This is a genomic window from Cupriavidus sp. FW305-26 (genome assembly GCF_058787975.1).
In genome coordinates this window covers 127,362-139,634 of record NZ_JBYTAH010000009.1, presented here as the reverse complement: position 1 = coordinate 139,634, position 12,273 = coordinate 127,362, and the positions used below count along the sequence as shown (strand labels likewise).

Here is a 12,273-nt window from a genome sequence, read left to right as displayed (position 1 = left end):
TGGCCTATGGCTTCCGTGATGACCACTACTTCTTCTTGAAGATCCGGGCGGCCTTCCCCGGAAATCGGTGAAGAACCATTTTTATTGACCGACTCTGGCCGGTTTCTGACGACCATCCCATCCGTGCCCGGCCTGCCTCCGGCAACTGAAAGAGCGTTTCACATTGTGGAATTTGCTCCGGCTTTCCCCCGGCGCTATCTTTCGGTCCTTGAAAATGCTTTCCACATTGCGGAATTTAGTGTTTATCTCATTGAAAAATAAGGAAAAATCAACTCTTATGTCTTATATAAGACTTTGCCGCGACGCATCAAGAACGCCCTACAATGAACCCACGCTGCTCGCCTCGACATCCGTCAGCACACTCAACTATTTTTTTCAAACGCGCTTTCTTCTTAGGAAATTCCCATGGCCCAGTATCAAGACGACATCAAGGCAGTTGCCGGTTTGAAAGAGAACCACGGCAGCGCGTGGAATGCCATCAATCCCGAGTATGCCGCCCGCATGCGTGCCCAGAACAAGTTCAAGACTGGCCTGGACATCGCCAAGTACACTGCCAAGATCATGCGCGCCGACATGGCCGCCTACGATGCCGACTCGTCGAAGTACACCCAGTCGCTGGGCTGCTGGCACGGCTTCATCGGGCAGCAGAAGATGATCTCCATCAAGAAGCACTTCAACAGCACCGAGCGTCGCTACCTTTACCTGTCCGGCTGGATGGTGGCCGCGCTGCGCTCTGAGTTCGGCCCGCTGCCGGACCAGTCGATGCACGAAAAAACCTCCGTCAGCGCGCTGATCCGCGAGCTGTACACCTTCCTGCGCCAGGCCGACGCCCGTGAACTGGGCGGCCTGTTCCGCGAGCTGGACGCTGCCCAGGGCCCTGCCAAGGCCGCCATCCAGGCGAAGATCGACAACCACGTCACCCACGTCGTGCCCATCATCGCGGACATCGACGCGGGTTTCGGCAACGCCGAAGCGACGTACCTGCTGGCCAAGCAGTTCATCGAAGCGGGCGCATGCTGCATCCAGATCGAAAACCAGGTGTCCGACGAGAAGCAGTGCGGCCACCAGGATGGCAAGGTCACCGTGCCGCATGAGGACTTCCTGGCCAAGATCCGCGCCATCCGCTACGCCTTCCTGGAACTGGGCGTGGACGACGGCATCATCGTGGCCCGTACTGATTCGCTGGGTGCCGGCCTGACCAAGCAGATCGCCGTGACCAACACGCCGGGCGACCTGGGCGACCAGTACAATTCCTTCCTCGATTGCGAGGAGTTGTCGGCCGACCAACTGGGCAATGGTGACGTCATCATCAAGCGCGACGGCAAGCTGCTGCGTCCCAAGCGCCTGCCCAGCAACCTGTTCCAGTTCCGCGCCGGCACGGGCGAAGCGCGTTGCGTACTGGATTGCGTCACCGCACTGCAAAACGGCGCTGACCTGCTTTGGATCGAAACCGAAAAGCCGCATATCGCCCAGATCGGCGGCATGGTCAGCGAGATTCGCAAGGTCATCCCGAACGCCAAGCTGGTGTACAACAACAGCCCGTCGTTCAACTGGACCCTGAACTTCCGCCAGCAGGCGTATGACGCGATGAAGGCCGCGGGCAAGGATGTGTCGGCATATGACCGCGCCCAGCTGATGAGCGTGGAATACGATCAGACCGAACTGGCGAAGCTCGCCGACGAAAAGATCCGGACCTTCCAGGCCGACGCGTCGCGCGAAGCAGGTATCTTCCACCACCTGATTACGCTGCCGACCTACCACACCGCCGCACTGTCGACCGACAACCTGGCCAAGGAATACTTCGGCGACCAGGGCATGCTGGGTTATGTGGCTGGCGTGCAGCGTAAGGAAATCCGTCAGGGCATCGCCTGCGTCAAGCACCAGAACATGTCCGGCTCGGACATCGGCGACGACCACAAGGAGTATTTCAGCGGCGAAGCGGCCCTGAAAGCGGCGGGTAAAGACAACACCATGAACCAGTTCTGATACCAGTAATACCCCAAGCAAAACGCCAACCCATACGGGTTGGCGTTTTTTTGTCCGGCGAGATCGCTCGCGGGGTTCTCATCAAACATATTCTTGTGCGCTTCCATGCAGAAGCTGTACGTGTGGCTTGAAATCAGCGTGCTGGGTTGAGACGCGGATGCGTCTCCTCTCCCCAGTGATACAGTACAAGGCCAGACAGTCCCATCGCGATGGCGACGAACCAGAATGCACTCTCGACGCGGCCACCGAGCGCTGCAGCTGCGCCCAGGCAGAGCGCGCCGATGCCATACCCGAGGTCGCGCCAGAAGCGGTAGATGCCAATGGCGGACGCCCGCCAACTGGGGTGTGCGATGTCGGCTACCGCAGCGCTCAGATTGGGGTACAACATCGCCATGCCCAGCCCGGTCACGGCGGCCGAGGTGCTCCACCAAACCGAGCCGCTGCCTAGCGGCAGCAGGGCCACGCCAGCGCCACACACCCACATACCCCCGACATTGAGGCGCTGACGGCCGACCTTGTCCGAGAATCTACCGGTGAATAGCTGGGCACCGCCCCAGGTAAAGCCGTAGACACCCACTATCCAGCCAATGCCGGGCAGGCTCACTCCCTGCTGGTGCAGGTAGATGGGAAACAAGGCCCAAACCAGCGCGTCAACGAACTTCTCCACTAGCCCGGCCTGGCAGAGCGCGGCCATTCGACGGTCGCGCCAACTCATCAGGACGAACATCTCGCTGCTCGATGGTTGCTCGCTTACGCCCGGCGGGTAGCGTGGGTGAAGCACTGTCGCGGATGTGCCGGCGGTGTGGCGTTTGACCTCAGCCCGGGCCCAGGGCAGCGTCTCCATCACCACCAGCCAGGCGAGCAATGTCGCCAGCCCAATGACGACAGCGCCGAACCACAGCAATCCTTCGCGCGGACCCGAGATGGAAGCCGCATAGCCCGTGACCACTCCTGCCACGGCGACACCCACGTAGCCAGAGAATTCGTTCAGCCCGATAACCAGGCCGCGCTGGTCGGCTCGCGTAATGTCGAGCTTGGCCGTCTGGGTCATTGACCAGGTCAGGCCCTGATTCACACCGAGCAAGGTAGTTGCCAGGACAATCCAGTTCCACGATGGCGCGAAATAGATAAGCAGCGGAATCGGTAGCGCTACAAGCCATCCGATGAGCAGCACTCGTTTGCGGCCGATGTGCTCCGCCAGGCGACCCGCAACGAAGTTCATAGCACCCTTGACGAAGCCGAATGCCACGACGAAGGCCACCAGTAGCATGAACGACCCACGTGGCACGCCGAACTCGGTCTCGGCGAGCGCCGGTACAACGTTGCGCATCATGCCAATGGTCATGCCTACGAACAGCACCTGCAGCAGTTGCTGCAGAATCTGGCCAAGATTGGCACGTATGCCGAAGTCAATCGAGAGCGGCTTCAATCGCGCGCACCTTCGGGCTTAATGCCACGCAGATTGACCTCTATGATGCGAGCCATGTTCTCCGGTTGCTGCGGGATGTCGGCAACCACCGCATCGACAAAGGCATCGCGCGACATTGCGAGCATCGGGTTGAAGCGTTTCTCGAACCCGATGGTCGATGCAGGCTTGCCAGAAAGGCCTGCGCCGCAGGCGCTGCCGGCTTGATGTCCAGGATAAATCTCAAGCTCGGCAGGGAGATTCAACAGCTTGCGATGCAAGCTATCGTGCAGTCGGGCGGCCATTTCGCGTTCTCTCCCGGCCAGGTCCGGCCGGCCGGCACATCCAAAGAAATAGGAAAAGGTGGCGTTTTCAGTGGGACGTTGGCGGAAGAACATGACGGTTTCCTGTGTCTGGACACTGGCGCCTAGTCGGCCCGCGCTTTCCGTGCCATGACATCCGTCTCCTTGCCCTATGCCTCGATGGGCAGCCCGTGAGCGCGCCACTCGGCCACGCCATCAGTCAGGTGGAAGGCGCGATAGCCCTTCTTGCGCAGGAACTCGACAGCGTCCTTGGCCATCAGGCAGAAGGGGCCGCGGCAGTACGCGACAACGGGCATGTCTTTGGGCAGCTCGGCAAGCCGCTTCCTGAGTTCGTCGAGTGGCAGGGAGCGAGCATGCGGCAAGTGGGCCGTGGCGAACTCCTCTGCTGGGCGCACATCGAGAACCAGCACTTCTCCGGCCCTGGCCTTCTTCAAGATGGCAGCACGGTCGAATCCTTCGAGGTCGTCGCCATGCTCGATGATTGACGCCAGGGCCACCTGCAATTCCACTAGCCGCTCCTCGGCCGCTGAACGAAGCGTTACCCAGAGGTCGGCCACGCTGGTGCTGGCCAGACGGTACTGGACGTACTTCCCATCCTTGCGGGTCTCGACGAGACGAGCCTGGCGCAGCTCCTTGAGATGAGCGCTGGCGAGCTTCACGCTGATTTCTGCCTGGGCGGCCAGAACCTCGACGGTTTTCTCACCCTGGCACATAAGCTCGATAAGCTCCAGACGTTTCGGGCTGGCTACGGCTTTCCCGATGCGCGCGACCTGCTCGTACAGGTGGTTCTTTAACGTTCTCATTTTTTCATTCTATGGAACGTTAGAATGAATGGCAAGCTCTGTCTGGAAGGAGCTTCTCTCTGGGAGGCTGTTTGACAGCGGCTGCCAGCGGTAGCTTCATGCCTCAGTCAGACCAGCACGTGACGTGTCTCTAGAAAGAAGCGCTGAATCTCTTGTTCAATCTCCGGATCGATCATTCTGACCGGCCGGTTTCCGTTCGGGCAGGCAAGCCTTGGGGTCGTTCCAAACAAGCGACAAATCAACGGGCGCTCCGAATACACGCTGCATCCCTTGGTATCAAGGTGAGGGCAACTCAGGTTTGCCAGCGCCGTTTCGTGCTCGGCATCGCTTTTGACGGGAAGCCTCGACATTTCCTCCGTTGAGGTTGTCACAGGACCACAACAGTCATGACATCCAGGGGTGCACTCAAATGTGGGAATTCGTGAGCGAAGAAATCTGATCTTTTGACTATTCATTGGTGCGGTTATCAGAAAGTCGGTCAGGAGCTGGCCGAGGTAGGATGCGCGCTACATTCAACCCAACTGTGCGCCGCGATCTAGTTCAACTAACGTGCCCCCGGCGGTAGTCTGAGGAATTCCGACGCCTCTTGCATAGCGCTCTCGGCCAGCTCACGGGCTTCCTCGCCGCCGCCGGGCGTCATCAGGCCGGCCAGTGCTGCATAGAGCAAGTGGATCAGGTCCACGGCACGGTGATACTGTTCGTCGCTCATCTCTATCCCTCTACGAGGCCATCGAGCCGTGTCGTCAGCTCAGACCGGGACCTTGCTGTGGGACTGGCCGATGGCCGCGCCTGATCGGGCCGCCGTTTCATGTGCCTCCCCGCCCAGACAGATGCTGCACAAGCCAGATCATTGCCGACACCGCTGCACCGGCCCAGAGCGTCACGATCACCAGCGCCGCAACGTGGCTGACGGGGCGGTGGGCGGATGCCGCGGCCGCCGCGCGATGCTGGCGCATTACCGCGACCGGAATCCACCGTATTGCCAGCAACAAGCCCAGCGGCACCACCACCACGTCATCCAGATAGCCGAGCACCGGAATGAAATCGGGAAACAGGTCAATGGGCGACAAGGCATAGGCGGCGACCGGCAAGGCCAGTGCTTTCGCATACCATGGCGTGCGGGGATCTTGCGCGGCCAGCCACACGGCGTGCACATCTTCCTTGACTGCGCGAGCCCAACGCCGGGAACGTGCGATCAAATGAGCCAGAAGATCCCGGCGCCACAAATGCAGACGCACATCGTCCAGCACCGGAACCGCAGCGAGGGCAAGCAACAGGGTTGCCAGCGCAAGTGTGGCGCTGAACCCGACGTGCTTGAACCCCAGGGCGCCAATGACGCCGCCGGCAAAGAACAATACGACGAGTGTGATGAGTACCTGCAGCTTATGCCGATTGGCGAGCACCGGCGGCTTGCTCGAATCGGCCCTGGACAGGTTCCAATAGAACAGCTTGCCCAGTTCGATACCGATGTCGGTGACCATGCCGGTCACGTGCGTGGTGCGGATCTCGGCATTCGACAGCTTGGTGACCATGGCATTTTGCAAGCCCATGATGAAACAGAGCACCATGACTGTTGCCGGCACGAACAACCATTCGTGGTGTTCGAGATTGCTGCCTAGCAGGCCAAAACACACCAACAACAAGGCTTCCAGCATGAGCGGCAATGCGTATTCGCTATGCAGTCGCTCGCGCCGGGCCCAGTTGATCAGTACCGCTGAGCAGGCGGCGCCCGCCAGGAACGACAGCAAGGCCCCAAGGCAGTCCAACATCAGCCAGAAACTGCCAAGCGCCAGGTTGTCGGCCATGGCGGACACAACGCCCGACATGTGCGAGGTGTACTGCTGCACGGCCAGGAAGCCGCCTGCGTTGGTTGCTCCGGCCACAAACGCCAGGTAGCAGGCCAGTTGCCGATTGCTGCCGGGACTGCGCTCCTTCCCAGTCAGCTTGCGCAAGTACAGGATAGGCATGGTTGCGTTGGTAAGGAGGCTTGCGCGGGGGAGGGCGGTGTCAATACCGGACCTGCGGTCTTGCCAGCTTCGGCCAGGCCGCACGATCCGACGCAAGGCGCTCGCCGCGTTTCAGGCGGCGAGCGGCCGCGGTCAGGCTTAGCGAATGCGCGGTTTCCAGGATGCGCGCTCGTGCAATCAGCGCGTCCAGGGAGGGCAGCTTGTGCGCCCCCTTCCAGGCAAACAGCGTGTAGTTGGAACTGTCTTCGGAAAGAGAAATCGACATCGACTGGCCGAACGCGGTGCTGACTTCCTCCAGGTAAAGCGGGATATCGGGATCGCTTTCGAGAAAATTCGCGACCAGCACGCCGGTATCGGCCAGGCGGGCATGACAGGCGGCATAGAAGTCTGCCGTCCCCAGCTGCACCGGCATGCCATCGGCCAGAAACCCGTCCACCAGGATCACGTCCGGTCGCGCATCCTGGTTCGCAACATAGTCGGCGCCATCTGCGCAAACCACCTCAAGTCGTTCGTCGTCCGGCGGGATCTGGAATTGCTCGCGCAGGGCGATGACCGCCGGATTAATTTCAATTGCCACGATCTTGGTGTTGGGCAGATGCCGGTAGCAGTACTTGGCAAGCGAACCGCCACCCAGGCCGATCATTGAGATCCTGGCCGGGACTGGGTGCAACAACAGGAATCCCATCATCGTCCGGGTATAGCCCAGCACGAGCTTGTCGGGATCCTTGCGCGACATGAAGCTCTGGGTCGCGAGCGCGTCGAAATGCAGGGACAGGGCGTGCTGGGTTTCCAACACCTTGGGCGTACCGTCGTGGCTCGCCTCGGCAAGGAACTTCAGGTAGGCGTCGAACGAGGTGCGGTCGGCATGCATAGCTCAGGATTCCATCAAAGCGCCTTGGGAAGCGCCTCTCCCCGCAACAATGCCGCGATGGTGACGACAGCGGCGGCTTCGTCCGCTCCGTCCGCCTGGATGCGGATGTGCGTTCCCACCCGGGCGGACAGGCGCATGACCTCCATCACGCGCTTGGCGTTTGCAACCCAGGGGCCACTGGTAAGCAGGATCTCGCACTCAAATTGATTGGCCGTGAAAGCCAGCCGTGCGGAATTCCGCCCTTGAAATGCATTCCCGGCAGTTACCGCTATCGTCACTTCTACCACTGCGCCCCTCATCAAAAAGTTGTGCCCTCTGAAGACTTGTTTGCGCGGGACCGCGCGCCCTGCCAGCATCTACTAAGACATACCGGCGCATCTTGGAGATGTATACTATTATAATGCCATTATTATATGATGACATTGTTAGACGCATGGAATCCAAGACCGCCCGCCTGACCGTATTGATCGATCCGGAGAAGAAAAAGGCCTTTGAGGCGCTCTGCGCCGCCCAGGACCAGACGCCATCCCAAGTCGTTCGCCAGATGATTCGCGACTATTTGCAGCAGTACGAGGTGGACTACGCCACCCGGCCGACGCTCGGAGCGCCAAGGTCAGTGGCGAAGGAACGCGGGTGATGCAGGAAGGGGCCAGCCGGTGCCCACGCTCAGGTGCACACCTCAGGTGCACACCGCTGTTGCCAGGGCCGGATCACTAGCGTCTTGTGGCACTGGTCTGCCGGACGGCGCTTAGTATTGCGCGCAGGATCTCTATCGGCGGCGGTGGACAGCCCGGCACCGTTATGTCTACCGGGATGACATTGGCGACGCGGCCGCAGCTCGCATAGCTCTCCCCGAAGATCCCGCCAGTACAGCCACAGTCGCCTATCGCCACCACCAGTTTCGGCTCCGGGGTTGCCGCATAGGTGCGCAGCAGGGCCTCTTCCATATGACGCGAAACGGGTCCCGTCACCAGGAGCATGTCGGCATGGCGCGGGCTTGCGACGAACTTGATGCCCAGGCCTTCGATGTTGTAGTAAGGATTGCCGAGTGCGTGGATTTCCAGTTCGCAGCCATTGCAGGAGCCTGCGTCGACCTGCCGGATCGTCAGCGCCTGCCCGAGAATGTCGAGCAGCTCCCGGTGGATGCGCTGGATGGAGGCGGCCTCGTCCGCCGCGCCGCGCGGAGCAGGCTCAGTAACGATGCCGGTATGTGCGATCTGCCTGAGGATTTTCCACATCAGAGATCGTGCCCCGAATAGCTGAGGTTGAAGGATTTGTTGATCAGCGGAAAGTCCGGCACGATGTTCCCGATGATGGCATGCTCCAGCACCGGCCAGTTCTGCCACGACGGGTCGTGGCAATGGCAGCGCAGAATGCGGCTGTCATCGGCAAGGTCGAGCGCGACCAGGACTTCGCCACGCCAGCCCTCCACCCATCCGACCCCGATGGCGGCGCCGGCGGGCGCTTGCGGAACGATTCGCGTGGCACCCTCCGGCAGGCCTGCACAGATGGCACGGATCAGTCGCAGCGACTCCAGCACCTCATCGAAGCGCACCGCCACCCGGGCGGCGACATCGCCGCCACGGTGCGTGGCCATCTTCACGGCGACGCTATCGTAGGGCCGCCAGGCATGGTCGCAGCGCAGGTCCGCGGCGCAACCGCTGGCACGTCCGGCCAGGCCGGTAAGCCCAAGCCGGGCGGCAAGCTGCGGCGTGACGCAGCCTGCTCCAAGAAATCGGTCCTGCAGGCCCGCATGTTCGTCGTACACCGCACGCAGCACGCGTACTTCCCGCTCGATGTGACCGCACTGCTGTTCCAGGCGCTCAGCCATGGCTGGTGCCAGGTCTTGCGCAACGCCGCCCGGTACCACGGCGTCCATCATCAGCCGGTGACCGAAAGCCTCTGCGGACAACCGCTGCCAGTCCTCGCGCAGGCGCGAGAATTGCGCCAGGCCGAAGGCCAGCCCCGCGTCATTGCCCAGCGCCCCCAAGTCACCCAGGTGATTGGCCACCCGCTCACGCTCGAGCATCAGGGCGCGCAGCCAGTCCGCCCGCGGTGGAGGCGCGCAGCGCCAGGCGGACTCCAGCGCCATGCAATAGGCCCAGGCATAGGCCACGGTGGAATCGCCCGAGACCCGGCCGGCCAACCGGTAGCCCTCGGGCGGCGCCAGTTCGGTGAAACGCCGCTCGATGCCCTTGTGGGTGTAGCCCAGGTGTTCCTCCAGCCGCAGCACCTTCTCGCCGACCACCGAAAAGCGGAAGTGGCCGGGTTCGATGATGCCGGCATGCACCGGCCCGACCGCGATCTCGTGCACGCCGTCGCCCTCCACGCGCACGAAAGGATAGTTGGCAGGCAATATGCCGCCGGTGGCCGCACCCGCCGGCGCGCCGCCTTGCAGCGGCCGCGCCCCTGCCGGCCACAGGCCGTGGTCCAGCCAGGGCCGGCCATCGCGGCTGTCCTGCACGGGGATACCCACCAGGTCGGTCATGGCACGTTGCATCCGGCCCGCGCATGGGAATACGCCGGCCAGGTCCGGCACGGCGGGCGCGACGCCATCCAGTCGCAGTTCGAGCCACATCAGCCCCCGCGCCGCGGCGTATGTGACGCATGCCGTCAACGTGCCGCCGCTGGCACTCCGATCAACGCCCCACAGCGCAACGAGGCGCCCGCCAGCGTCCGCCACCGCGCGGGCCGTGACCGACCAGCCGTCTGGATCGACCCGGCCATGCCAGACTGGCAGCGGCGCGGGCAACCGCTCCAGGTTGAGGCCGGGATCGGACAGAGTCATCGGTTCAGCTCCCAAGCATTGCGGCTGCCTGCCGGTACCAGGTGTCGAGATAGGGCGGAACATAGAGGCCCAGCATCAGCCCCAGGGCGAGGTGCGTGAACACCGGGACCAGCGCTGGCGGATGCGCCAGCGGCATGAGCGTGGTGTCGCCGAAGACCATCGGCTGCACCCGGCTGAACACCGCGGCGAACGCCAGCCCAAGTGCCAACAGCAGGAAGGGCGTGGCCCACGGCTGTTCGCGCATGGCGGTGGTGACGATCAGGAACTCGCTGGCAAAGACCCCGAACGGGGGCATGCCCAGGATGGCGAGCACTCCTACCATCAGGCCCCAGCCGACCGTGGGACTGACACGGATCAACCCGCGAATATCGTCCATGACTTGCGTGCCCGCCTTCTGCGCGGCGTGGCCGACGGCGAAGAAGATCGCTGACTTGACCAGCGAATGCACCGTCATGTGCAGCAGGCCGGCATAGCTGGCGATCGGCCCGCCCATGCCGAAGGCGAAGGTCATCATGCCCATGTGCTCGATGGACGAATACGCGAACATGCGCTTGATGTCGCGTTGCCGGATCAGGAAGAAGACAGCCGCGACCACCGATAGCAGGCCGAACCCCATCATCAGGCGGCCGGTCAGATGGTTGCCAAGCGCCGCATCGGTCAGCACCTTGCAGCGCAGCACGGCATAGAGCGCCACATTGAGCAGCAGGCCGGAGAGCACGGCGGATACCGGGGTTGGCCCCTCGGCGTGGGCATCGGGCAGCCAGTTGTGCAATGGGACCAGGCCGACCTTGGTGCCATAGCCGATAAACAGGAAGGCAAACGCCAGCGTGATGATGTTGGGATCGAGCTGGCGCTTGACCGCGTCCAGGTTGGTCCACAGCAGGGCCCCGCCCTCCGGGCCGATGACCTGCTCGGCGGCCATGTACAGCAGCACCGTACCGAACAGCGCCTGGGCAATCCCCACCCCGCACAGGATGAAGTACTTCCAGGCGGCCTCGAGGCTCGCGGCGGTGCGGTAGACGCTGACCAGCAGCACCGTGGTCAGCGTGGCGGCCTCCATCGCAACCCACACGATACCCATATTGTTGGTCGTCAGCGCCAGCAGCATGGTGAAGGTGAAGAGCTGGTACATGCTGTGGTACAGACGCAGCCGCGGCGGCGTCATCTTGCCGTGGTCGTGCTCCACCCGCATGTACGGCCGCGAAAAAATCGAGGTGGTCAGCCCCACGAACGCGGTCAGCGCAACCAGGAAGACGTTCAGGGCATCGATGTAGAACTCCCGGTCCCATGCCAGCATGGGACCATCGGCGACGATTTGCGCCGTCAGCACGCAGGCGGCGAGGAATGTGCCCAGGCTGAAGGCGACATTGATGTCGCGTGCGCGCTCGCGATGTCCCGTCAGCGCCAGCACCAGCCCGCCGGCAAGCGGAAATCCAAGCAGAAAGGCCAGCGCGGTCAACTCAATCCTCCTTCAGCTTCTCAAGGTGACGGATGTCCAGGCTGTCGAACTGCTCGCGGATCTGGAACATGAACACGCCCAGGATCAGCACGCCGATCAGCACATCCAGCGCGATGCCCAGCTCGACCACCATCGGCATGCCATAGGTCGCGGCGGTGGCCGCAAAGAAGAGGCCGTTCTCCATCGCCAGGAAGCCGATGACCTGCGGCACCGCCTTGGAGCGCGTGATCATCATCAGGAAGGACAGCAGCACGCAGGCCAGCGCAATGCCCAGCGTGCCGCTGGCGAGCTTCAGCGACAGCCGCGAGATCGGCATGGTGAGGTTGAAGGCGAAGATCACGACCAGGATGCCGATCAGCATCGTGGTGGGAATGTTGATCAGCGTCTCGACGTCCCTGCGGATCCGGAGACGATCGATCACGCGGTGCAGCAGATAAGGGATGAGCAACGCCTTGAGGATTGCGGTCAGGCCGGCCGACAGGTAGAGGTGCGGCTGGCCCGTCACGTAGCCGACGATAGCCGTGGCCAAGGCCAGGGTCGCACCCTGCAGCGTGAACAAGTTGATCAGCGACAGGATCCGTCGTTGCGAGATCATGGCGAAGGCGAGGATCAACAGCACCGCGCCGAGCAGGTTGACAAACTGGGTGAGGAGTACGGTCACTGGACTGGCC

14 protein-coding genes are annotated in these 12,273 nt (G+C 62.4%); 2 read left to right on the top strand and 12 right to left on the bottom strand.

What is annotated here, in order from left to right:
• Positions 1–405: 405 nt before the first annotated feature.
• Positions 406–1,986 carry an isocitrate lyase gene (locus AC3WQZ_RS08365; protein WP_010810531.1) on the top strand — a complete coding sequence of 527 codons (1,581 nt, stop codon included), beginning with the start codon at positions 406–408 and terminating at the stop codon, positions 1,984–1,986.
• Positions 1,987–2,119: 133 nt separating this feature from the next.
• Here the strand turns inward: AC3WQZ_RS08365 and AC3WQZ_RS08360 are convergent, their stop codons facing one another.
• The 8 genes from AC3WQZ_RS08360 to AC3WQZ_RS08325 form a co-directional block, all read right to left on the bottom strand.
• On the bottom strand, positions 2,120–3,415 hold the full coding sequence (locus AC3WQZ_RS08360; RefSeq protein ID WP_010810532.1) for an MFS transporter: 1,296 nt from the start codon (positions 3,413–3,415) through the stop codon (positions 2,120–2,122).
• Complete coding sequence (locus AC3WQZ_RS08355) at positions 3,412–3,789, bottom strand: MBL fold metallo-hydrolase (RefSeq protein ID WP_010810533.1); 378 nt, start codon at positions 3,787–3,789, stop codon at positions 3,412–3,414. Before AC3WQZ_RS08355 ends, AC3WQZ_RS08360 begins: the two co-directional genes overlap by 4 nt.
• Before the next feature lie 74 nt (positions 3,790–3,863).
• Positions 3,864–4,517 carry an ArsR/SmtB family transcription factor gene (locus AC3WQZ_RS08350; protein ID WP_058697945.1) on the bottom strand — a complete coding sequence of 218 codons (654 nt, stop codon included), beginning with the start codon at positions 4,515–4,517 and terminating at the stop codon, positions 3,864–3,866.
• A gap of 107 nt (positions 4,518–4,624) precedes the next feature.
• The gene (locus AC3WQZ_RS08345; RefSeq protein WP_010810535.1) at positions 4,625–4,972 is read right to left on the bottom strand and encodes a YkgJ family cysteine cluster protein; all 348 of its coding nucleotides are present in this window, start codon (positions 4,970–4,972) and stop codon (positions 4,625–4,627) included.
• An 89-nt stretch (positions 4,973–5,061) separates the two neighbouring features.
• Positions 5,062–5,226 (bottom strand): hypothetical protein, encoded by a 165-nt coding sequence (locus AC3WQZ_RS08340; RefSeq protein ID WP_011615551.1) that lies wholly within the window; start codon positions 5,224–5,226, stop codon positions 5,062–5,064.
• Between the two features lie 97 nt (positions 5,227–5,323).
• Complete coding sequence (locus AC3WQZ_RS08335) at positions 5,324–6,484, bottom strand: DUF1275 domain-containing transporter (protein WP_492300324.1); 1,161 nt, start codon at positions 6,482–6,484, stop codon at positions 5,324–5,326.
• Positions 6,485–6,524: 40 nt separating this feature from the next.
• On the bottom strand, positions 6,525–7,355 hold the full coding sequence (locus tag AC3WQZ_RS08330; RefSeq protein ID WP_439668004.1) for a fused MFS/spermidine synthase: 831 nt from the start codon (positions 7,353–7,355) through the stop codon (positions 6,525–6,527).
• Positions 7,356–7,369: 14 nt separating this feature from the next.
• A complete protein-coding gene (locus AC3WQZ_RS08325) occupies positions 7,370–7,642 on the bottom strand; it encodes an HPr family phosphocarrier protein (protein ID WP_136227778.1) in 273 nt (90 codons plus the stop codon).
• Positions 7,643–7,788: 146 nt separating this feature from the next.
• On the opposite strand from AC3WQZ_RS08325, the gene AC3WQZ_RS08320 reads away from it, so the two are divergent.
• On the top strand, positions 7,789–7,992 hold the full coding sequence (locus tag AC3WQZ_RS08320; RefSeq protein ID WP_010810540.1) for a ribbon-helix-helix protein, CopG family: 204 nt from the start codon (positions 7,789–7,791) through the stop codon (positions 7,990–7,992).
• Positions 7,993–8,068: 76 nt separating this feature from the next.
• Here the strand turns inward: AC3WQZ_RS08320 and AC3WQZ_RS08315 are convergent, their stop codons facing one another.
• The 4 genes from AC3WQZ_RS08315 to AC3WQZ_RS08300 are packed head-to-tail and all read right to left on the bottom strand — an operon-like array spanning position 8,069 to position 12,263.
• The gene (locus AC3WQZ_RS08315) at positions 8,069–8,593 is read right to left on the bottom strand and encodes an NADH-quinone oxidoreductase subunit B family protein (RefSeq protein ID WP_492300323.1); all 525 of its coding nucleotides are present in this window, start codon (positions 8,591–8,593) and stop codon (positions 8,069–8,071) included.
• A complete protein-coding gene (locus tag AC3WQZ_RS08310; RefSeq protein WP_492292500.1) occupies positions 8,593–10,143 on the bottom strand; it encodes a hydrogenase large subunit in 1,551 nt (516 codons plus the stop codon). Before AC3WQZ_RS08310 ends, AC3WQZ_RS08315 begins: the two co-directional genes overlap by 1 nt.
• 4 nt (positions 10,144–10,147) lie before the next feature.
• Positions 10,148–11,602, bottom strand: coding sequence for a hydrogenase 4 subunit F (locus AC3WQZ_RS08305; protein WP_010810543.1), 1,455 nt, complete (start codon positions 11,600–11,602; stop codon positions 10,148–10,150).
• 1 nt (position 11,603) lies between these two features.
• On the bottom strand, positions 11,604–12,263 hold the full coding sequence (locus AC3WQZ_RS08300) for a formate hydrogenlyase (RefSeq protein ID WP_010810544.1): 660 nt from the start codon (positions 12,261–12,263) through the stop codon (positions 11,604–11,606).
• Between the last annotated feature and the right edge of the window lie 10 nt (positions 12,264–12,273).